A 22,272-nucleotide genomic window follows, 5' to 3' on the forward strand; every position below is an offset into this window, starting at 1 on the left:
CATCATGACGCGTCATGATGGCTCTTTTGCACAATCCATAAACCGATTAACCCGATGAAAACGCCCAACCATAAGGTAGAAAATCTTGTAATGATGGTAGTGGCGGATGCCATCTCTCGGGAAATTCCCAGCAAGTGAAGTAAGCCGATGATGCTCCCCTCCGTCACCAAAAGGCCGCCAGGAATCATAGAAGCGGCGCCGACGATAAAGGAGAAGGAAACGGTAAATACAGAAGCCAGCAAAGGAACTTGGCTACCGAGGGCTTTGATTGTGAGGTAGATGACAACCCCTTCGAAGAACCAGGATACCACGCCAATAGAAACCGCAATCAATAAAGGTTTCCATTTCAATATTATATAGGTCTTCTCATAAAAGTTCTCCAAAGCTGATCCAAAACGACCGATCATGGGAAGCTTCTTTAATACCTTTAGAATATACCCCATCAAGGCAGGGGATTGGATGATCCCGATAGCGAATACTGCCATAAGTGCTACGATCAATAATATGCTCTTGTTGTATGCATAGTTCAAGGAACCGATTCCAGCCAAAATCAGCACACTAATACCGTCGGTGAATCGCTCTCCCATCACCAAAGGGGCAGTACTGCTGATAGGAGCATGTACTTTTTCCTTTAAAAGATAGGATTTCAGAAATTCCCCCACCTTTCCAGGCGTAATGGTCATGGCAAGACCGCTGAGAAAGATGGGGATACTGTCTCTATGGGAAATCTGTATGTCTACCAAATGTAAGTAATAGGACCATTTTATATACCGAAACAGATAATTTAAGGGAGCCAAAAGCAATATAATAGGAAGATAGGTAAAATCAAAATCGAGAAATACCTTTCCTAGTTTGCCCACATCGGAATAGAGCGATAATCCAGCGAAAATGATGATGGCGATGATAAGGGCAGCAAAAATCTTTTTCTTTATATTCTTAAAATCCAAAAGATGACCTCCTCATTAACCGAAGGGAACAGCCGTGGCTGTTCCCTACATGAAATATAAAATCCATACGCAACTGGCTACCCATAACAATATATCTACAATCAAAGGTTTGTCACTCAATAAAATCAACTCAGGATTTTCACCCATATCTCTGGTATGAGCGATATATTGATAACGGAAGATCCCATAGATCACAAAGGGAATGGTAGCCATCATGTAAATAGAATTATGACTGTTAAAGGTATAGAGGGAATAAGCCATCACCGTAGAAGAAGTGACGATATGAAGCATGTCATTGATCAATTCCGGCGTATATTCCTCTAGAATCTTCCTTGTAGTCTTTTGGCCATTGGCGACCAGCTTCATTTCGCTCTTACGCTTATGAAGGGCCAAGAACATGGATAGTAAAATCGTACATAGGAGCAGCCACGGAGAAATTCTCACATTCACCAGCACAGCCCCTGCCACAGCCCGCAGTACAAATCCGATGGCAATGGTCATTACATCCAAGATCACAATGTGCTTCAACTGAAAGGAGTATAAAATAATAAGTACGAAATACGCAATCCCCAGATAGGCAAAAACAGTATTCAATTGAAAGGAAGTTACGATGGTAACTGTAAAGAGTATCATAAGGAAGAAAATCGCCTGCTTTACAGAAATCAATCCTGAAGCAATGGGGCGTTTGCACTTCTTGGGATGAGCCCGATCCTTTTCTAAATCAATGATATCATTAATAAAGTAGACACAACCTGAAAACATGCAAAACAATAGGAAACCCAACGTAGTGGTACGAAGTAATGGAGCATCAAACAAATTGTTTGAAAATATCAAACCCGCAAAGACCAGCAGATTTTTGGTCCATTGTTTGGGGCGCATGGTCTTAATAAAACCTTTTAATAAGGAGATAATCCCTTTCTGTTGAATGAGTACCTTCTCTTGCAGCATAATATAACCTTCCTTCTATATCCGAGTATCTTAAATAAAAAGTCATGTTTTAGAATAATGTTGATTTTATATATTAAATAAAAGATGGACAACAAAGTGTGAAAATTAAAATTGTAGGGGCGTGCATTGCACGTCCGTATAGATAGCACGGGTTCATGAGGACGCCCAATGGCCGCCCCTACCAACTGTATTCGGTGTCATCCTGAGCGTAGCGAAGGATCTTGTGTTTTTTGGAACAGAAAGATCCTTCACGATGTTTAGGATGACAGGTGACTGGTATTTGTGGTCTATAGGCGAACACTGTTCGCCCCTACGAATGGATACAAGGACTTGTAGGGATAGGTGCTCTCGCTGTTCCATGGTTTGAATCCCCGTCTATTTCTGAACGACAGGGTCGTCGTTCCCTACACAAAAGCATGATTCCCTGTGTTTTGTAGGGTCGGACGACCCTGTCTGACCGTTATTGTTTTGTCATAACATCCTACCGCACCGCATACCGGACAACCAATACCTATATCATAACATTTTTCCTTCCTTATATAAACTGGAAATTGGTGAGGACCACGGGCTATGATGGCAGCAACAATAAAAAATAATTTATCTATATTGCAGGAATTCACCTTGCGTCGTCGAATATAGACATACTGGAAAAATATAGGTCTGATAAAAGTTTGCAGAGAGAAGTGTCTGTCATCCTGAGCAACAGCGAAGGATCTTAAGGCTTCAAAAACTTTCAAATAAGATTCTTCGCTGCGCTCAGAATGACAATAGAGCTTATCTTTTTCCCATAGCAATACTGCGGCAGCGGGTACCAGACACCACGTACCGCGAATCGACCTTGATAGCGTAATCTACATGTAAAGAAATGTAATATTCCTGTAATGGAATTTTGCTGATGGATTATGTATAATTAGTTTATCAAATGGATATGATTCAGATGAATTCACGCAGCAACAATGTTACACTTATATTACAACTTGGCTTTACTGGTTGACGAAGGGATAAAGGGTTGGTATAATGAATGATGTACGTTGGCATTGTCCTTTGCAAGCAGATTAGTAAGACAGACTAGTAGGTTTGCAAAGGGTAATGAAAGCCCTTATAAAAAAGTTTATCGGTAGCTTGGAATTGCCTTATACATAGGTGCACCAAACATGTATAGGTGGAGGAAGAGCGAAAGATAAAGCATTCATTTTAACCGAGGGAAACCTCAAAAAACAAAACACAAATTAAAAGGAGGAATTTCAGCATGAAGAGAAAGTTATCTCTTTTATTGGCAGTCGTAATGATCTTATCATTAGTGCCAATGTCAGCTTTTGCTGCATCAGACAATAGTGTCAGTGCAGTAAAGAGAGTAAAAGATGATCAAAATTTAAAAGATGTAGGGGCGCCCGTATTAAGAATTGAAAACGATAAAGGCGACTGGAACACATCAGGACAAATCATTGACTTAAAACTTGAGGGTGCTTGCTGGTTAGGCGAGGACGATGTTGACCATGCAGCTGCAATCAAAGCTGCTTCAGACAAATCAAATGGCAAAGATGTTACTGTAACAACTGCTGTTTACACAGAGAGTGATTACAGACTTAAGTTAAAGGTAGACTTCAACTATCCAGCTGGATATACTGAAGCTCAAAAGAAAGATGCTTTAAAAGACTTCGTTATCAATGTTCCATTGTGGGCAGAGATGGACGATGCAGAGATTGCAAAAGTATCAATCAGTTCTAAAAGTGATGAACTTACACCAGAAACAATCACTTTTGCTACTGCACAAAGTGGAGATACAACAGTTACAATTGATGATACTGTGACATTTGGTGCTACAAAGCCAATCGAGCCAGTTAGAATCGAAGAAAATTCAATCAAGGCAATTGATATTTCTAAAGTAAATGCAGCAACTAAATACATCAAGCTTAAACTAGATCCTAAGTTTGAATTCGTATTAGGCGCAAGTTCAAAGATTTCTGGAGATTTAGTTGGTGGAGAAGTTGAAATCGAACTTGGCAAAAACGCTTCACTTAAAGATGAAGAATTAAAGATCTACTTCGGAAAAGATAGTACTGGAATTGATGCTATCCCATTAAAATCATTATCTTATGCAGGAGACATCGTATTTTCAGGATTATCTGTAAAACCTGGAAAAGATGCTAAAGAAGGAGACGTATATATAAACGTTTCATCTGATATCAATGGAATCGCAACATCAAAGGTAAAGCTTGGAACATATGCTGACTACAAAGTAAATGTGAAAGCTGATGGAGAGCCAACAGAAATCTTCTCTGGAAGATATGAAGTTAGCAAGACAGATTCCACTTATTCAGAAAAACCAGTTTACGGTGATCTTGGTTCTGGAATGTCTGGTACTAGTGCTGGATCTGAAGGTATAACAATTGATGAAGAACATGAACTTGTGAAATTAATCATCGATGAAAAAGTAGAAGGTTCATGGACAAAGAATAAGTCTGTAACAGTTGAGTTCCCTAAATGGGTAAAAATTCTTGGCGTTGATGCAGATGAAGATGATGGAGAAGAAATCATTGCAGCTTCTATAACAGAAAACGAATTCGAATTCCAAATTTCTGAAAAGAAGAAAGATGGAAAAACAATAAATGATGACAAAACAAAAGTAGGATTAACATTCTTCGTATCTGTAGAAGCAGGTAAATCTGGAGATATCGAAGCTGTTGTAGGCGGTAAAGCATTAGACGGAGAGCAAAAAGTTGTATTAGGTAAAGCAGTTGCTCCAGTAGAGATTAAAGCAGAATCAGCTAAAATCCAAGCTGGTGTAAGAAATCAAGCACTAGGAAAGATCACAATTAAAGAAGCTGTAGCAGGTGGCATCCTAGAAGATAAAGAAATCGTTCTTGAATTAGACAAGGATATGGATTGGGATGATGAGCCAGAAGTAGACGTAGTAGCTGGAGACTTAGAAATTGGCGATGTTAGAATTGATGACAATATGTTATATATCGAAATCGACAGTGAAAGTACAGAGCCATCTACTATTGAAATTACAAAAGGTAGAGTAAAAGTAGATAGAGCGATCGCAGAAGGTAAGATTGATGTAGAAGTAAAAGGTGATGCATTAATCCAAAACGGATATGATAGCGATATCGAATATAAAGATGCTACAGTTACTGGTAGCCCTAAAATTAGCAAGTCAACTTTATTAGAAGAGTATGGTTTATTCAACAATGAATACTATGCTAAAGTAGAAGTTGCGAACGTAATCACTCCTGCAGATAACAACACTAAAGGAGAGCCAGTACAATTCGTAATCGACAGCAAAACTATGAAAGTTGGCGATGTTGAAACACAAATGGACGTTGCTCCATACATCAAAGACGGTAGAACAATGTTACCAGTTAGCTTTGTAGCTAAGGCAATGGGTGTTTCTCAAAACAACATTATCTGGAACGAAGCTACAAGAACAGTAACAATCTTCAAAGGTAGCAGCATTGTAACAATCACAATTGGAAGCAATGCAATGAATGTAAACGGAACTCCAGTTTACATGGATACAGTAGCTGAAATCAAAGACGGAAGAACAATGTTACCAATCAGCTTCATCGGAGCTGCTTTAGGTGCAGATGTTACTTGGGATGCAGCTACAAGAACAGTAACAGTTAAGTAGTTATTGTTTAATAAGAAGGGATTCTTCGAAAGAAGAGTCCCTTCTTTCTATATAAATCCGAAATAACATCACAAAAACTTTATAAAAATTTAAGAAAAGTTTTGAGCAGATTGTGATATAATATGGAGGAGAAAGGAGTCGAGGAAAATGCATAAAAAAATAAATAAAATAGGAATTGCTTTATCGATGTCGATTTTAATGATGTCAACGCCAGCCTTTGCAGCGGATGCATCACTGCAGGAAATAAAATTCTCCATTGGACAAACCCAATACATTGTGGGAAGCATGACGAAGGATATGGAAGCTGCTCCCTATATCAAGGATGGAAGAACCATGCTGCCCATTGCCTATGTGGCGGATGCAGCTGGAATAAAAGCAGAAAATATTCAGTGGGATGGGTCAACAAAGACGGTTACCATCTTCAAGGGAGATAGTATCGTTCAAATGGTGATTGGAAGTAGAGAGATGAAAATCGATGGTCGTACCATCACCATGGAGACAGTGCCAGAAATCGTCAATGGAAGAACTATGCTCCCAATCAAGTATATAGGGGATGCCCTAGGTGTAGATGTCCAATGGAATGGTGTTACGAAGACTGTTACGGTTTTGACAGAGGCTCCTGTGATTGCAGCAGCTGCTGCATCTGAGCAAACGGAAGAAGCAGTCCAATGGGATTACAATTATGATCAGATGCTGGAGATGGCGATCAAAAGCAGCAAGGATCTAAAAAAGCAGGACAAGCTGCTGGAAAAACAGGAAGAATTGGAAGATGATGCGGCAGAAAGATTTAAAAGCACCAATTCTATCCCCAGAGAGATAGCCACTGGCGATGGTACGAAGCAAACTACCTATCGAAATCTTCGCAGCCAACAGTTTGCTGTGGAGAAAGCCGGAAAAGATATGGAGACAACAAAGGAATCCATTGCCTACAATTTAAAGAGCGCTTACTATGGTGTATTGAAGGCGATTCAGAATGAAAAGCTGGCAAAAATGGGCGTAGCATTGCAAAATGACATGATGAATCAGACAAGCAGTAGATATCAGTACCAGATGGTCAGTGCATATGAGAATGATAAGGCGAAAAAGGATTATGAAGAAAAGAAGAAACAGTATGAAATGACCGTGAAGGCTTTAGATAGTGCTTATGAGAAGCTAAACTATCTGGCTGGATTGGAGCCGAAAGCACGGTATACCCTGGACGATTACGTAGCGTTTGAAGAAATACAGGAAATTCAATGGGATTTGGACACACATATACCAACTGTGATCAACAAAAGCCCAGACATATGGGCATTGGAACAGCAGATTGAACTGGCGCAGATGGCGATAGATCTATATGTATTTAGGTCGGATGGAAACTATGAAACAAAAAAAATTGATAAACAGACGACGCAAATTGATCTTGCCAATACCAAGCAGTCCTATGAAGAGAGCCTTAGAAATCTTCATACAAATCTGGATGTGTTGAAGAAACAGTATGATGTGAATATGCTTGCTTATGAAAAAGCAGTAGATGCGCTGAAGCTTGTTGAAAAGCAACTGGAAGTAGGACTTGCTATTCCATTGGAGCAAAAACAAGCTGCCTATCAGGTTGAGCAATTGAAAATTAAATTAGATCAGGCGATCATGGATTATAATGTAAGTCTATATGCTTACGAAAAACCTTGGGCGGCTAGATAGTTTTCAGAAAAATAAAATGTCCTGTGAGAGGACATTTTATTTTTTTGAGAAAGTATGTAAATAAGGAGTATTTTTTAATATTAAAGACATAAGCTGACAATTATTACGATTTGGTTACATATCACATTAGAGAAAAGGATTTTGCAAGATGTATATAGAAATATAAAACAGAAGAGGCGAAAAAGGAAAAATTTTAATCAAAAGGAGGTAATGGAAAATCATGAACAAAAGACGAATGCTCATCACCGTAGCCTTGCTATTTGCTGTGAATACCGCCAGCGGATTTGCCGCCACACCATTCTCAGATGTGCCAAACGATCACTGGGGAAAAGGTTTTATTGAAAAGGCAGCCGATAAGAAAATAATCAATGGATACTTGGATGACAAGACACTACAAATGAAGTTTAAGCCGGAAAGCCCTGTCAACTACGTAGAATCGGTACAGATGATCTATAACACTTTAAAGGCAACCAACAAGCTGAAAGCAAACACAGGTCTCATTCAAAAACACAGTGCCAATATGACTGCCAATAACATCCCTGAGTGGGCAAGAGAAGCTGTTGCTTATGCTCTAGAATATAATATTTTACATAAGGATGATTTAAAAAGCTTTACCAACAAGGACACACTCATCAATGCAAAAAGGGTAGATGTGGCTGTATTTTTAGGAAAGGCTCTGGACATGGAATCAGCGTTAGATCCACTGCCAATGTTGAAGTTTGTGGATGCTGAGACCATAAAAAGTCAGGCAGTGCCTTATGTGGATTTATTGGTAGATAAAAAAATTATCAGTGGAGATGGGGAAAATAAATTCAATCCCAACCAAACGATTACCCGTGTCCAGATGGCTACCATGTGCTGGAATACCTATGAATTACTAAATACTAGCGGAGGCAATACCATTGTTGTACCACCGACCCAGACGCCTACACCTACTCCTACGAATCCTACCGAGAAGACTTTAGAAGTTACCATCGACTATGTGGCAGAAGATACGAAGATGATCGTGGTGAAGGATACCAAGGGAGACACGAAGGTCTATAATCTTACAGGTGTATCTATCAAAGTCAATGGAAAAACGAAATCCATAGGAGATTTAAGCAAGGGGGATATCGGAAAGCTAACCTTTGATGGAACAGATACTCTTAAAGCTATAGAGATCAACAATGCGGTTACTACCATGGAAGGAAAGATTCAAAAAATATCTGATGTAGGGGACTATCATCTGTTAAAAGTAGAGGATCAAAAAAGCGCTCTTATCGTTAGGGAATTGAAAATATATGACACCACAGAAATAGAATATGACGATGAAAAGGTGTCCGTTAGTAAATTGGATAAAGATGATATTGTATATATTAAATATGTGGGAGATCGGGTTATATCCATAGAGATTGTCGAAGACGAAAAAGAATACAGTGGCATTTTAGAGAGTGCAGTAAACTTTAAAACGAATCCGAGTATTAAGCTAAAATTGAATGATGGAAAAGTAATGGAATTTGAAATAGATGATGATGCAAGTATCAGACGAGATGGAAGCAAGGAAAATTTAGATGCCTTAGAAGCTGGGGACTTAGCCACTGTGATTGTGGAATATGGAAAAGTAGTGAAGATTACCGCCACAAGCATAGCAGAAAAGAGCAAGGATGAAGGAGTGATCAAAGAAATCATCATCGGGAATCCGTCAAAAATTACGATTCTGAATGAGGATAAGAAAACTGTTACCTATGAAATTTCAAAAAGCGCCACTATTAAAATTGATGGTGCAACTTCTGACCTTAAGGATTTAGAAATCCAATATGAGGTTGAACTAAGGTTAGACAAAAATAAAGTCACCAGGATTACTGCCGATGCAGAGAAAAGCAAGGACACGATTACAGGAGAGATTGTAAAGCTGTATGACAAGTATGATCGATTATCGGTAAGTGTCTTTGATAAAACGGAAAAGGATTACGTTACGATTTCGGTTGAAGTGACGGATGACACTATTATTTTGTCCAATACTGGAACAACTATAAGATTGAGCCGCTTAGATGAGGAAGACATGATCTTTATTGACGGATATTATGATGACGATGTTTTTGTGGCCAATAAGATCATTCAATTAAAGTAAGATATAGACATAACGAAAGGAACAGGCATGCCTGTTCCTTTTGCTATGAAAATAAAAATAATAGCAGGGAAAACGATTTTTATGTAGAAAGATAGATAGTGGTTGAAAATAATAATTTTTCAAAATAAAGGAGAATATAGGTCTAAGAAAAAGGTTCTTCATCAGAATATGTTCTTGACAGTGTTCTGTCATTCTGAACGAAGTGAAGAATCTCAAGATCCTTCGTTTTACTCAGGATGACTGACAGTAAAGAAAAGATTTACTTGTCAAGCACTATTTTTAGAGTAGATCCGAGAAAAACAATTGATTTTATGGAAATAGATCTATAAATCCAAAACAAAAGTCTTAGGAGGCAATAACCATGGAAAAAGCAATGATCAGAATGAGAATGAGTATGCATGATGCCCACTATGGAGGCAATCTTGTGGATGGAGCAAAAATGCTGCAATTATTTGGGGACGTGGCTACGGAACTGTTAATCCGTAACGACGGAGATGAGGGTCTTTTTGCGGGTTACGACAAGGTGGAGTTTAAGGCACCTGTGTTTGCAGGGGACTATATAGAAGCTGTGGGAGAAATCGTAAGCGTAGGAAATTCATCGAGAAAGATGGTATTCGAAGCGAGAAAGGTGATCATCCCAAGACCAGATATCAATGAATCGGCTTGCGACGTATTGGACGAACCAGTAGTCGTGTGCAGAGCAGAAGGAACCTGTGTGGTACCGAAGGATAAGCAGAGAAGAAAATAGGTTAGTAGATAGAGGTGAGTGGTTAGTGGCTAAAATTCTTGACAAGCAATGCGTTTACTACCAGAATTAAACGACTAACGACTAACGACTAACGACTAACGACTAACGACTAACGACTAACGACTAACGACTAACGACTAACGACTAAGCGCATACTATATGATCGAAAGGATGAAATGTATGAATAAATTGATAATCACTGCGGCGATTTGTGGGGCAGAGGTTACGAAGGCGCAAAACCCTAATGTGCCTTATACAGTTGAGGAAATCGCAAGGGAGGCGGAGTCTGCGTATAAAGCAGGGGCTAGCATTATTCATTTGCATGTACGTAAGGATGATGGTACGCCAACTCAAGATAAGAATCGATTCAAAGAGTGTATCGATGCCATTCGAAAGCTGTGCCCAGATGCGATTATTCAGCCATCCACAGGTGGGGCTGTAGGTATGACAGATTTGGAGCGACTTCAATCTACAGAGGTAGAAGAAAGCGCCCTTGGTTTAAAGCATCCAGAAATGGCTACCTTAGATTGTGGAAGCTGTAATTTCGGTGGAGATGAAGTATTTATCAATACAGACAATACCATCATGAATTTTGGAAAGATCATGATCGAGCGCGGGGTAAAACCTGAAATCGAAGTGTTTGATAAGGGCATGATCGATATTGCTTTGCGCATGCATAAAAAAGGGTATATTCAAGCGCCTATGCATTTTGACTTCGTGCTAGGGGTCCAGATGTCTGCAACAGCCAGGGATCTTGCTTTTATGGTGGATAGTATTCCTCAAGGGTCAACATGGACAGTAGCTGGCGTAGGGAGAAATCAATTCCCGATGGCTGCGTTGGCCATTATCATGGGAGGGCATGTCCGCGTAGGCTTTGAGGACAATGTGTATATCGACAAAGGAATACCTGCTGAGAGCAATGGGCAATTGGTTGAAAAAGTTGTGAGAATTGCTAATGAGTTAGGCAGAGAGATTGCAACCCCAGCAGAAGCGAGAGCGATTTTAGGGTTAAAGCCTTTGCATGTAAAATAGGGAGACTAATGTCTCTCTTTTTGTATTTATAGAAGGAATGAAAGAAAACCACTGATAGAATAAGTATACATTTGATATAATATAATAGAATGAAAAAATGGGAGGAATTAACATGAAATTATTTATCGATACGGCCAATGTCCAGGAGATTGCAGAGATTCATGCTTGGGGTGTATTGGCAGGGGTAACGACAAACCCGAGCTTGGTGGCAAAGGAAGGCCGAGACTTTATTGAGGTGTTAAAAGAAATCACAGAGATGGTGGATGGTCCAATTAGTGCAGAGGTATTGAGCATGGATGCCGAAGGAATGCTCAAGGAAGGGATTGAATTAGCGAAGCTACATAAAAATATTGTCATCAAGATCCCCATGACTGCAGAAGGTTTAAAGGCTGTGAAAGGACTCCATGAAAAAGGAATAAAAACCAATGTGACGTTGATCTTTTCGGCGAACCAAGCATTGTTGGCTGCGAGGGCAGGGGCTAGCTTTGTAAGCCCATTTGTAGGTAGAATGGATGATATAGGGAATCCTGGGACCTATCTGATTGAGGATATTGTAGGAATCTTTGATACCCATGGCATTGAGACGGAAATCATTGCAGCCAGTATTCGCCACCCAATGCATGTGACGGAGACGGCATTGGCAGGGGCCCATATCGCGACCATACCTTCAGATGTATTCAAGAAAATGCTGTCCCACCCAATGACAGATCAAGGCATTGAAAAGTTCGTGAAGGATTGGGACAATAGAAAGTAGAGAAGATTTAAGGTTAAGGAGATGGAATGGGCATGCCCATTCCATGTTTTTTTGATTCGTTACACATAATTTAGGTGAAAAATATGAAAATGATGGTATAATAAATAGGATAAAAAAGGTTGCGGAAAGATTTTTGCACGAGATAAGGGATGAGTAGGCTTGAAAGACAGATTAAAGATTTCATTGATTGACTACATGATGGTTTCATTGTTTCTGCTAAAGGGGCAGTTGTTTTATCAATATCTGGAGATTGCCAATGGTTATGGAAAGCTATTGCTGATTTCCCTGCTATACTTTGTATTCTTGCGTATTGCCATTGGGAAACTTTTTCAAGAAAAAGATACGTATTGGCTTTATGGGCTATATTCTCTTCTTTCAATTATTATGTTTTGTGATGTGGTATACTTTGAATACTTTCATCAGATGCCATCTATCAAGTTCTTGGGGCTTGCTTCTCAACTTAATGCTGTAGCAGCCAGCGTCAAATATCTGATACAGCCGAAGCATTGGCTATTCCTTTCGGATTTACTTCCATTATGGATTTTTATGAAAAAAAGAAAAGAAGAATATTTTACAATACCTATGGATAAAGGTTTGGTTTATCAAGATAAGAAACTTTTATCATTGTGTATGGCCATGATGATACTGCTATTCATAAAAGGGGACTTTGTGGAAAAGCTATTAAGGCAAGAATTGTTGACGTATCATATCAATGACATTTACAGCTCCATGATTGCCAAGGCCGATGATCAAGTAGGGGATTATGGGCTAGAGTCATATCTTCTACAAAAACGACACCAGGAGGCCTTTGTAGAAAATCGAAAGGACTATGGTATTGCCAAGGGACGAAACCTCATCATCATACAGGTGGAGTCCTTACAGAATTTTGTCATCAACAAAGAATACAATGGGCAGGAGATCACACCCCATTTAAATAGATTACTGCAAAAGGATAGCATTTATTTCGACCGATATTATCAGCAGCTGGGGAAGGGAAATACATCGGATGCGGAGTTCGTGTCCAACAATTCCTTGTATCCTGCCATGGATGGTGTCACTTATGACAAATATGGAGAAAATGATTTTTATGGATTGCCGTGGATATTAAGGGACAATAGCTATTCCGCCAGTGCCTTTCACGGTCATGACCCTAGCTATTGGAATCGTGAAAAGGCATATCCCAACCAAGGTTTTGAGCGGTTCTACCATGATGTTGATTATACCATCGGAGATTACGTAGGGTTTGGATTGACGGATAGAGACTTTTTTCACCAATCCTTAGACTATTTAAAGGACATGAAACAGCCTTTTTATGCTTTCATGATCACATTGACCAGTCATCATCCCTATGTATTGCCGGAGTATTATGATACGATCCGATTGAAAAAGGAACACAAGGATACTCTCTTTGGAAATTACCTGCGGTGCGTGCATTATACCGATGCCGCCATTGGCGCCTTCATCGAGGAATTGAAAAAAGAGGGGTTATATGAGAATTCCGTGATTGTCGTCTATGGGGACCATTACGGATTATCCAGCAAACATTCCGAGTCTGCCAAAATTATGACAGAATATCTGGGCAAAACCTATGATTTTGATGAGATGTTTCGAATTCCCCTGATTTTTCATATACCAGGTACAGGTGTAGTTGAGAAAAACAGTACAACAGGCGGACAGATCGATTTCATGCCAACTGTATTAAATTTCATGGGAATAGACAGTGAAAAAGCTATTATGCTAGGGCAGGATTTGAGCAATGCATCGGAAGGTTTTGTGGCCCACCAAACGTATATGGTGAAGGGATCCTATTTCAATGACCATATCGCCTTTGAAATGTCCAGGGATGGTATATATGGCAACAGTAGGGCCTGGTATATCAGGACCCAGCAGCCAATAGATTTGGAACTATGCAGAGAAGGCTATGAACGGGCATTGAAAGAGATTGGGCGATCAGATTACATATTGAGAAATAATTTGGTAAGACAATTGGGAAAGTAAAAAATATGGGGGCTCGCTCTCTATCCATTTCAAAAAGCAGCGTTTGTTATCCTAAGTTATGGTGACTTGTCATCCTGAGCGACAGCGAAGGATCTTGATGAGGTGAGAGTCTGTGAATGAGATTCTTCGCTGGGCTCAGAATGACAGACAATAGGGGTCAATGAGAAGATAGAGTTTACTATACGAAGATTTATGAAGTAGGACTAAAGCAGGAAATAGAAATAATTGGCATAAATCCATTGAATGCACGAAATAGTGTATAATAAAATATGATATAATATAACATATATGATTTGGAAGGAGTTATTTTATGGATAGAAACTTAGCCTTAGAACTTGTAAGAGTTACAGAGACAGCTTCCTTGGCTTCGGCCAGATATATGGGCAGAGGAGATAAGAATGCAGCAGATCAGGCAGCGGTAGATGGGATGAGAAAGGCCTTCTCCCACGTGTCGGTAAGAGGTACGGTGGTCATCGGTGAAGGGGAGTTGGATGAGGCCCCTATGCTATACATTGGGGAAGAAGTGGGTACTTGTCAGCCAGGAGATCGTGAGGTAGACATCGCTGTGGACCCGCTGGATGGAACCTCCTTGATTGCCAAGGGATTGCCCAATGCCATCGCTGTAGTAGCCATGGCACCGAAAGGAACACTGCTTCATGCACCAGATACATACATGAAGAAAATTGCTGTAGGACCAAAAGCCAAGGGATTGGTACATATCGATGCACCGATTGAACAAAATCTGAGAGCGGTAGCAAAGGCTTTAGATAAGGATATTTATGATTTAACGGTAATTATTCAGGATCGTCCTCGGCATTTTGAAATGATCCAAGAAATCAGAAGAGTGGGCTGTAGGATTAAGCTTTTTGGTGAAGGTGACGTGGCAGCTGCCATTGCCACATGCTTCGATCATACAGGTGTAGATATCTTTATGGGTATCGGAGGTGCACCAGAAGGCGTTATCGCAGCTGCTGCCCTAAAATGCTTAGGTGGAGAAATGCAAGGAAAGCTCAATCCATTCTCTGATGAAGAAATAGAGAGATGTCATAAATTGGGTTGGAAAAATGAAGATATCAGTAAGGTATTAACCCTGGACGATTTGGTGAAATCTGAAGATGTATTTTTTGCAGCCACAGGCGTAACCGATGGAGACTTGCTAAAGGGTGTAACATATATGGAAAACAATAGGGCATCTACCCATTCTATTGTCATGCGGTCCAAGACGGCAACCATTCGATTTGTAGATGCCATTCATAAGCTAGACAAGAATGAGACATTGATTGAGATGATGGAGAAGCATAAATAAGGGGGTTTTGTTCATGGATAGAAATCTAGCCTTAAACTTGGCCCGTGTAACAGAAGCGGCTGCTTTGGGCGCTGCAAAGTACATGGGGCGTGGAGATAAAAATATCGCAGATCAAGCTGCGGTAGATGGTATGCGGAATATGTTTGATACACTAAACATTGATGGGGTTGTTGTCATCGGAGAAGGAGAAATGGATGAGGCGCCCATGCTATATATCGGTGAGAAAATCGGCAAGGCTTCGGAGGATGCACCCAAGGTAGATATTGCTGTAGATCCATTGGACGGTACCAATTCCGTTGCCAAGGGGCTGCCCAATGCAGTGGCAGTGGTAGCTATTGCACCACGAGGTCATTTGTTAAATGCGCCTGACATGTACATGGATAAGATTGCCGTCGGACCAAAAGCCAAAGGTTTTATCGATTTAAATGCACCAGTGAAGCAAAATCTTTTTAATGTGGCGAAGGCGTTGAATAAGAATATTGAAGACATCACAGTGACCATGCTGGATCGTGAACGCCATGAAGGCATTATCAAAGAATGTAGAGAAGTAGGGGCAAGGATTAAGTTGTTCAAGGATGGAGATGTAGGTGCTGCCATTGCCACATGTTTTGATCATACAGGGATTGATATTATGCTTGGGATCGGCGGTGCGCCGGAAGGGGTCATTGCCGCTGCTGCATTGAAGTGCCTGGGTGGAGAGTTCCAAGGAAAGCTCGTGGCTTATAACGACGAAGAAAGTGCCAGATGTGTGAAAATGGGTGTAGACGTGAACAAGATCTACCGATTAGAAGATCTTGTAAAAGGCAATGAAGTATTCTTTGCGGCTACGGGTATCTCCGATGGAGATCTGCTAAAGGGTGTAACCTATTACGGAAACAACATGGCGAAAACCCATTCCGTCGTGATGCGGGCAGAAACTGGAACAATCCGCTTTATTGAAGCAATTCACAGGCTGGACCAAAAACCCGAGTATGCGAAATAGAGTTAAAAGTTTTAAGTTGTAAGTTAAAAACAGTTTTTGTAGGGTCGGACGACCCTGTCCGACCGTTCTAGGAGATTAACGCTGTAGGGTATAGTGTATAGATAATAAAGATGATGCTTAATGTATAAAAGAATTAGATTTTGGAAATGGAATATAAAAGAGTACGAAGAAGTAAATTGAAAGTTGAAGGATTTTTCAACTTACAACCTTCAACTTTCAACCTTCAACTCAAATACGGAGGTGTAAATTTGAATTTACTTGAGCTTGAAAAAAAGAAAATAAGTGAACTGAGAGAGATGGCAAAAGCGCTTGACATAAGTAACATTGCGAAACATAGGAAACAAGAACTAATCGAACTGATCATTGCCCACTCCAACAAAGAAGAAGTACAGGTAGAAGAACCGGAAAAGGTTATTGATGTGGATCGGCAAAAGCTGCCCCAGAAGGTCAATAACGAGATTGACAGGAGTGAAGAGGTAAACACAGTAGAAGGCGTTTTAGAGTTGACAGAAGGTGGATTTGGATTTCTTAGATTTTCAAATTTCCTTACCAGTGAAGAGGATGTATATGTATCTCCATCTCAGATACGAAGATTCAATCTAAAAACCGGTGACAAACTCCTGGGTATTACGAGACCACCCAAAACAGGGGAAAAATTTAGAGCTCTTCTTTATGTCCAGAAAGTAAACGGCGACAATCCTGAATTGGCTTCCAGAAGACCAAACTTCGACAATCTTACCCCCATTTATCCCGATGAGAGAATTTCACTTGAATATAGTCCCAGCGATCTTTCCCCAAGGATCATTGACCTGATTGCACCCATTGGTAAGGGACAAAGAGGTCTTATTGTTGCGCCACCGAAGGCAGGGAAAACAATTCTGCTGAAAAAAATCGCCAATAGCATTGCATCCAAGCATCCTGAGATCGAGATCATTGTCCTTTTGATTGATGAAAGACCTGAAGAAGTGACGGATATGCAGCGATCCATCAAGGGAGAAGTGATTTATTCCACCTTTGACGAGCTACCTAGCCACCATATCAAGGTGGCCGAAATGGTTCTAAATAGGGCCCAAAGATTGGTGGAACATGGGAAGGATGTGGTGATTTTATTGGACAGCATTACCAGGCTGGCTAGAGCTTACAACCTGACAATTCCTCCTACAGGCAGAACCCTGTCAGGTGGATTAGATCCCGGGGCACTCCATAAGCCAAAAAGGTTTTTCGGTGCTGCTAGGAATCTGGAGGAAGGTGGAAGCCTCACCATTTTGGCAACAGCTTTGGTGGATACAGGAAGCCGAATGGATGATGTGATTTTTGAAGAGTTTAAGGGTACAGGCAACATGGAGCTCCATTTAGACCGTAAACTTTCAGAAAAGAGAATATTCCCTGCCATTGATCTGAATAAATCAGGGACAAGAAGGGAAGAACTGTTGTTAAGTCAAAAAGAATTGGAGACGATTTGGAGCATACGAAGAGCCATGGCCAACAACTCAACCCAAGAAGTGACAGAATCCATTATCAACAAGCTAATGACATCAAAGACAAATTTAGAGTTTGTAGAGAATGTGAGAAATAAGATATTGGGATAAGAGAAAGATTGTAAGAAGGATTTCAACCCCACATAAGGTAGGCTAAAACAGAGGGAAAATTGGTAAGATATTCTGAGAATAGCACCAGAATCGAACAAAAATTATTCCTTGAAATGTAAAAGGGCCTATGCTATAATATAGAAGTTGATAACTAGCCTTAAAGTATATTTTTATATACAGAGATACATGAAAGAAAGAGGTGAAGGGAATGAAACCAGGTATCCATCCTAACTATAAGAAGTCATCTGTAAGATGTGCTTGTGGAAATACATTCGAAACAGGATCTGTTAAAGAAGAAATCAGAGTAGAAATTTGTTCAGAATGCCATCCGTTCTTTACTGGTAAACAAAAGTTTGTTGACCAAGGTGGACGTGTAGAGAAGTTTAAGCAGAAATATAACAGAAAATAATGAAGTCCATAGAACATAGTTATTGAAAGGTTAGAGAAACATTCTCTAACCTTTAATATATGGAATAAAAGATTTCTTGTGGGGGGAAGGATTGAAATGTATAGACCAAGTCATCATGGTTCTATAGAAGTGATCGTAGGACCTATGTATAGTGGTAAAAGCGAGGAATTGATCAGAAGACTGAAAAGAGCGCAGATCGCCAAACAGAAAGTATTGGTATTCAAACCTGCTATAGATGACCGTTACAGCATTGAAGATATTGTTTCACATAATGGCTCAAAGCTTAAGGCAGTACGTATCGCCCATGCGAAAGATATTTTGGAATACATAGAAAAGGATACCCAGGTTGTGGGAATCGATGAAGTACAGTTTTTTGATATGGAGATCGTTCAAATATGCAAGGATCTGGCAGATCGAGGGGTAAGAGTGATTGCTGCGGGCTTGGATATGGATTTTCGTGGAGAACCCTTTGGACCCACACCTGCGCTAGTAGCCATCGCAGAGTTCGCCGATAAGCTAAGTGCTATTTGTATGACTTGTGGAGAGCCAGCCCATCGCACCCAGCGGTTGATCAATGAAAAGCCAGCCAATTACTCAGATCCCATTATTTTGGTAGGTGCGACAGAAAGCTATGAGGCGAGATGCAGACTGCACCATGAGGTGCCAAATGAGGGATAACACATAAATTTAAAATTTCCATCACAATTTCAACACAAATATGGGTTAAAATGAAGATATTGGTATTCAATCAATTTGTGAAAAGCTTTCATAATATGGTAAAATGATTATGGAAGCTTTATAGATATTCAAAGGAGAAAGAGCCAAGAAATGAAAAGTGGTATATTGAATATCTATAAATATTTATTTAACCCTACAAAACAAATGAAGAATGGAGGAAATGAGATGGTAAGAGGAAGAAAAAAAATTACACTTTCAGTAAGTATTCTATGCATGGTATTACTTCTCTTTAGCTCAACTGGATATGCAGATCAAGTCAAAAAAACGGTGGATGCATGGTATAGCAATATAAAAATTGTTGCCAATGGTACAGAAGTAGCCATGTCAGAAGAGCCATTTATCGTAAATGGTAGAACCTATGTTCCAGTCAGTGCAATTGCGAACATTTTCAACAAGGATATTCAATGGAATGGTGCTGAGTCGAAAGTAATCATTAATGATAAACCAGATGCTACAGTGGCACTGTTGAATGCCAGATTGAATCAAAAGGATTTAATAATTGCCGAATTGGAAAAAAAGGTGAAAGACTTGGAAGCAAACGGGTCAAGATCAAGCTCAAAAAGCGGCGATTTGGATGATTTAGAGGACCAGCTGAATGATGATTATGGAAAATATGAAGACATTAAGTTTAAAATCACCTTAGATGGTGATGAGGATGATATCGAGGTTGAAATCTATGTAGACTTAGATGATTATGAAGATGAATGGGAAGATCTCTCAACCAGTGATGTCAGAAGCTATCTGCAAGACATCGTAGATGATATTTTGGATGAATTTGAAGATGCAGACATTGAAGGATTTATTGAGGATGAAGACAGTGGTGATACATTGGTGGAATTCACAGTAGATTCCGATGGGGATGTAGAGGTTGATTTTAGCGACAGTAACAGCGATGTAGATCTAGATGATTTAGAAGACCAATTGAATGATGACTATGCGGAGTATTTTGACGATATCAAACTGGCTATCGAATTAGATGGAGATGAAGATGATATTACGTTCGATGTAAACTTTAATTATTATAAATATGAAGAAGAGTGGGATGACTTAAGTACAAGTAAGATCAATACTTTTATGAAAAAAATATATGAAGACATTTTAGATGAATTTGATGATGCAGATATTGAGGGTACTGTTTATGATACATATAATAAGAAAACGTTAGGTACATATACAAAAAGTAGTGGATATAAAGCAAAATAAATGCTGGATAAATGAAGGGAGGGCTTAGGCTCTCCTTTCTGTTATAAAGAAATTAAATCGACTGGTAGGTCATTTCCTTTCTTTATGATTTATGTTACGATATAATAATAGTACTATCAATGAAGGTATTGGAAATGAGGTAAACTATGAAAAAAGAAGATATATTTCGAAAATGTGCAACCCCTACCAGTGTTGGGGGCCAGGCGGTCATCGAGGGTGTTATGATGAAAGGACCTGATGCCATGGCTATTGCCGTACGAAAGCCTGACGGAGAAATTGCGATTAAAAAAGATCCGGTAAAGGCAAAAAAGAAAAGTTCATTCAAAAAGCTGCCTTTGGTTCGAGGCGTCTTTGCCTTGGTGGAATCTATGATCCTTGGAGTGACTTCCTTAACTTATTCGGCAGAATTTTGGGATGATGGCAGTGAAGCAGGGGAAAAAAGCAAGCTGGAGTTGTGGATTGAGAAAAAATTTGGAGACAAGGCCGATGATATTTATATAGGCTTTTCTGTATTTATTGCCCTTGCCGCGGCCATACTATTGTTTATCATTACACCGACGATTGTAACCAATTTTCTACGGAAAATCATCACCAATACATTCTTCTTGAATGTGGTGGAGGGTGTTTTCAGAATTGGATTGTTTATTGGATATGTGGCTGTCATATCAAAGATGAAGGACATTCAAAGGGTGTTTCAATATCATGGTGCTGAGCATAAAACAATACACTGTTATGAAGCAGGGCAGGAATTGACCGTGGAGAACGTAAGAAAGTTTACGACACTGCACCCAAGATGCGGTACCAGTTTCCTGGTGATTGTCATGGTGATCAGTATGATTCTGTTCTCTGTGATTGGCTGGCCAAATCCATGGATGAGAATTTTGTCTAGATTTATATTCCTACCCGTAGTGGCAGGTCTTTCTTATGAAGTAATCAAATGGGCAGGGAAAAGTGATTCCCAATTGGTATATGCCATCAGTTATCCAGGCTTGTTATTACAGAAAATGACTACCAGGGAACCCGATGATCGTCAAATTGAGGTTGCGATTGCAGCCATGATGAGTGTGGTTGAAGAAGGTAAGGAGGATGACCTGTAATGCTTTGTATACAGGATGCTTTGAGAGAAGCTGTTAAGAAACTGGAAATGAGAGAAATGATGACACCTCTGCTGGATGCAGAGGTGCTTTTGTGTCATGTGTTAAGTATGGATCGACTATTTCTATATGTTTACCGTGATCGTGAACTGACAGAGGACCAGATTCAGATTTATCGCAGCATGATTGCCAAACGGCTGCAGGGTGTACCTGTCCAGTATATTGTGAACAAGCAAGAATTCATGGGTTTAGACTTTTATGTGGAGGAAGGCGTATTGATTCCAAGGCCAGATACGGAGATATTGGTGGAGTCTGTCTTGGAATGGACAAAGGAGAAAGGGGACCAGCAGGATTGGGTCATTGCTGATTTAGGTACAGGCAGTGGTGCCATTACTGTGAGTTTGGCCCATTATTTACAGAAGTCCCATGTGTACTCTGTGGACATATCGCCAAAGGCACTATCCATCGGTAGAAAAAATGCAAAAGATCATGGTGTAGCGGAACGGATCGAGTTTCTCCATGGGAATTTATTTGAGCCATTGAGGAGAAAAGGGCTAGAGAATAAGCTGGATATTTTGGTATCCAATCCTCCTTATATCCCGAAGGCAGAGGTGAATAGACTTCAAACAGAGGTTGCAAAATATGAGCCGATACTTGCATTGGATGGTGGGGAAGATGGTTTTGATTTTTATAGGAGAATCGTCGATGAAGCATACGTTTTCCTCAAAAATGGAGGATTGATTGCCTTGGAAGTAGGTCATGATCAAGGAGAATTCATAAAAAAAATGATGGAGAGTAAAAATATTTATGCAAGTATCAGAAAAGTAAAAGATTTGTCGAATATTGAAAGAGTTGTAGTTGCTATCATTAAGAAATGATACGAAAATAACAACATGTAAACTGCATTAGACCTAGAAAAACGGCGTAAACCTGCAAGACGCTAAGAGAACGAAAGATGATAGATGTTTTTCATGTATAGCATCGAAATGCAGGATTACCTGCATGAAAAGGCGCATTTCCAAGTTTCCTCTTCCGATTGTATAATGATATCATTGGTTTTTGAGCAGAATAATAGAAAGTAGCAGAGTTGGAGGAAGAGA

At 39.9% G+C, this 22,272-nt stretch carries 17 protein-coding genes; 15 read left to right on the plus strand and 2 right to left on the minus strand.

The features are described from left to right. Window positions 1-2: 2 nt before the first annotated feature. Together HNQ80_RS08195 and HNQ80_RS08200 are read right to left on the minus strand one after the other, a co-directional pair. Window positions 3-947, minus strand: a complete 945-nt coding sequence (locus tag HNQ80_RS08195) for a lysylphosphatidylglycerol synthase transmembrane domain-containing protein (protein ID WP_184310018.1) — start codon at window positions 945-947, stop codon at window positions 3-5. Between the two features lie 45 nt (window positions 948-992). After that, complete coding sequence (locus tag HNQ80_RS08200) at window positions 993-1,895, minus strand: decaprenyl-phosphate phosphoribosyltransferase (protein WP_184310020.1); 903 nt, start codon at window positions 1,893-1,895, stop codon at window positions 993-995. Between the two features lie 1,249 nt (window positions 1,896-3,144). Here HNQ80_RS08200 and HNQ80_RS08205 point away from each other — a divergent pair. The 15 genes from HNQ80_RS08205 to prmC all read left to right on the plus strand — a co-directional run bounded on the left by HNQ80_RS08205 (window position 3,145) and on the right by prmC (window position 22,050). Next, window positions 3,145-5,529, plus strand: coding sequence for a copper amine oxidase N-terminal domain-containing protein (locus HNQ80_RS08205; RefSeq protein WP_184310021.1), 2,385 nt, complete (start codon window positions 3,145-3,147; stop codon window positions 5,527-5,529). 147 nt (window positions 5,530-5,676) lie between these two features. Beyond that, the gene (locus HNQ80_RS08210) at window positions 5,677-7,209 is read left to right on the plus strand and encodes a stalk domain-containing protein (protein ID WP_184310023.1); all 1,533 of its coding nucleotides are present in this window, start codon (window positions 5,677-5,679) and stop codon (window positions 7,207-7,209) included. A 220-nt stretch (window positions 7,210-7,429) separates the two neighbouring features. Then, entirely contained in the window at window positions 7,430-9,319 is a 1,890-nt protein-coding gene (locus HNQ80_RS08215; protein WP_184310025.1) for an S-layer homology domain-containing protein, read from the plus strand. Between the two features lie 361 nt (window positions 9,320-9,680). Beyond that, window positions 9,681-10,067 (plus strand): 3-aminobutyryl-CoA ammonia lyase, encoded by a 387-nt coding sequence (gene kal, locus HNQ80_RS08220; protein ID WP_184310027.1) that lies wholly within the window; start codon window positions 9,681-9,683, stop codon window positions 10,065-10,067. 180 nt (window positions 10,068-10,247) lie between these two features. Beyond that, on the plus strand, window positions 10,248-11,099 hold the full coding sequence (gene kce, locus HNQ80_RS08225; protein ID WP_184310029.1) for a 3-keto-5-aminohexanoate cleavage enzyme: 852 nt from the start codon (window positions 10,248-10,250) through the stop codon (window positions 11,097-11,099). Window positions 11,100-11,211: 112 nt separating this feature from the next. Next, window positions 11,212-11,853 carry a fructose-6-phosphate aldolase gene (fsa, locus tag HNQ80_RS08230; protein ID WP_184310031.1) on the plus strand — a complete coding sequence of 214 codons (642 nt, stop codon included), beginning with the start codon at window positions 11,212-11,214 and terminating at the stop codon, window positions 11,851-11,853. Window positions 11,854-12,012: 159 nt separating this feature from the next. After that, window positions 12,013-13,851 (plus strand): LTA synthase family protein, encoded by a 1,839-nt coding sequence (locus tag HNQ80_RS08235; protein ID WP_184310032.1) that lies wholly within the window; start codon window positions 12,013-12,015, stop codon window positions 13,849-13,851. A gap of 310 nt (window positions 13,852-14,161) precedes the next feature. Further along, window positions 14,162-15,157, plus strand: coding sequence for a class II fructose-bisphosphatase (gene glpX / locus HNQ80_RS08240; RefSeq protein ID WP_184310034.1), 996 nt, complete (start codon window positions 14,162-14,164; stop codon window positions 15,155-15,157). Between the two features lie 13 nt (window positions 15,158-15,170). Beyond that, window positions 15,171-16,139 carry a class II fructose-bisphosphatase gene (gene glpX / locus HNQ80_RS08245; RefSeq protein WP_184310036.1) on the plus strand — a complete coding sequence of 323 codons (969 nt, stop codon included), beginning with the start codon at window positions 15,171-15,173 and terminating at the stop codon, window positions 16,137-16,139. A gap of 248 nt (window positions 16,140-16,387) precedes the next feature. After that, window positions 16,388-17,728 carry a transcription termination factor Rho gene (rho, locus tag HNQ80_RS08250; protein ID WP_243183048.1) on the plus strand — a complete coding sequence of 447 codons (1,341 nt, stop codon included), beginning with the start codon at window positions 16,388-16,390 and terminating at the stop codon, window positions 17,726-17,728. 208 nt (window positions 17,729-17,936) lie between these two features. After that, window positions 17,937-18,137, plus strand: a complete 201-nt coding sequence (gene rpmE, locus HNQ80_RS08255; RefSeq protein ID WP_184310040.1) for a 50S ribosomal protein L31 — start codon at window positions 17,937-17,939, stop codon at window positions 18,135-18,137. Between the two features lie 96 nt (window positions 18,138-18,233). Next, on the plus strand, window positions 18,234-18,815 hold the full coding sequence (locus HNQ80_RS08260) for a thymidine kinase (RefSeq protein ID WP_184310043.1): 582 nt from the start codon (window positions 18,234-18,236) through the stop codon (window positions 18,813-18,815). A 225-nt stretch (window positions 18,816-19,040) separates the two neighbouring features. Beyond that, window positions 19,041-20,078 (plus strand): copper amine oxidase N-terminal domain-containing protein, encoded by a 1,038-nt coding sequence (locus HNQ80_RS08265; RefSeq protein ID WP_184310045.1) that lies wholly within the window; start codon window positions 19,041-19,043, stop codon window positions 20,076-20,078. 146 nt (window positions 20,079-20,224) lie between these two features. After that, on the plus strand, window positions 20,225-21,175 hold the full coding sequence (locus tag HNQ80_RS08270; protein WP_184310047.1) for a DUF1385 domain-containing protein: 951 nt from the start codon (window positions 20,225-20,227) through the stop codon (window positions 21,173-21,175). Further along, window positions 21,175-22,050, plus strand: coding sequence for a peptide chain release factor N(5)-glutamine methyltransferase (prmC, locus tag HNQ80_RS08275; RefSeq protein WP_184310049.1), 876 nt, complete (start codon window positions 21,175-21,177; stop codon window positions 22,048-22,050). The genes HNQ80_RS08270 and prmC overlap by 1 nt, the downstream gene beginning before the upstream one ends. Window positions 22,051-22,272 lie beyond the last annotated feature (222 nt).

Origin of the sequence: Anaerosolibacter carboniphilus (assembly GCF_014205875.1) — a bacterium.
Lineage (GTDB): Bacteria > Bacillota > Clostridia > Peptostreptococcales > Thermotaleaceae > Anaerosolibacter > Anaerosolibacter carboniphilus.

What these genes read in the sequence shown, in the direction of transcription:
- HNQ80_RS08200 (WP_184310020.1), bottom strand. Translation starts at nt 1,895, where the DNA reads ATGCTGCAAGAGAAGGTACTCATTCAACAGAAAGGGATTATCTCCTTA.
- HNQ80_RS08205 (WP_184310021.1), top strand. Translation starts at nt 3,145, where the DNA reads ATGAAGAGAAAGTTATCTCTTTTATTGGCAGTCGTAATGATCTTATCA.
- HNQ80_RS08210 (WP_184310023.1), top strand. Translation starts at nt 5,677, where the DNA reads ATGCATAAAAAAATAAATAAAATAGGAATTGCTTTATCGATGTCGATT.
- HNQ80_RS08215 (WP_184310025.1), top strand. Translation starts at nt 7,430, where the DNA reads ATGAACAAAAGACGAATGCTCATCACCGTAGCCTTGCTATTTGCTGTG.
- kal (WP_184310027.1), top strand. Translation starts at nt 9,681, where the DNA reads ATGGAAAAAGCAATGATCAGAATGAGAATGAGTATGCATGATGCCCAC.
- kce (WP_184310029.1), top strand. Translation starts at nt 10,248, where the DNA reads ATGAATAAATTGATAATCACTGCGGCGATTTGTGGGGCAGAGGTTACG.
- fsa (WP_184310031.1), top strand. Translation starts at nt 11,212, where the DNA reads ATGAAATTATTTATCGATACGGCCAATGTCCAGGAGATTGCAGAGATT.
- glpX (WP_184310034.1), top strand. Translation starts at nt 14,162, where the DNA reads ATGGATAGAAACTTAGCCTTAGAACTTGTAAGAGTTACAGAGACAGCT.
- glpX (WP_184310036.1), top strand. Translation starts at nt 15,171, where the DNA reads ATGGATAGAAATCTAGCCTTAAACTTGGCCCGTGTAACAGAAGCGGCT.
- rpmE (WP_184310040.1), top strand. Translation starts at nt 17,937, where the DNA reads ATGAAACCAGGTATCCATCCTAACTATAAGAAGTCATCTGTAAGATGT.
- HNQ80_RS08260 (WP_184310043.1), top strand. Translation starts at nt 18,234, where the DNA reads ATGTATAGACCAAGTCATCATGGTTCTATAGAAGTGATCGTAGGACCT.
- HNQ80_RS08265 (WP_184310045.1), top strand. Translation starts at nt 19,041, where the DNA reads ATGGTAAGAGGAAGAAAAAAAATTACACTTTCAGTAAGTATTCTATGC.
- HNQ80_RS08270 (WP_184310047.1), top strand. Translation starts at nt 20,225, where the DNA reads ATGAAAAAAGAAGATATATTTCGAAAATGTGCAACCCCTACCAGTGTT.
- prmC (WP_184310049.1), top strand. Translation starts at nt 21,175, where the DNA reads ATGCTTTGTATACAGGATGCTTTGAGAGAAGCTGTTAAGAAACTGGAA.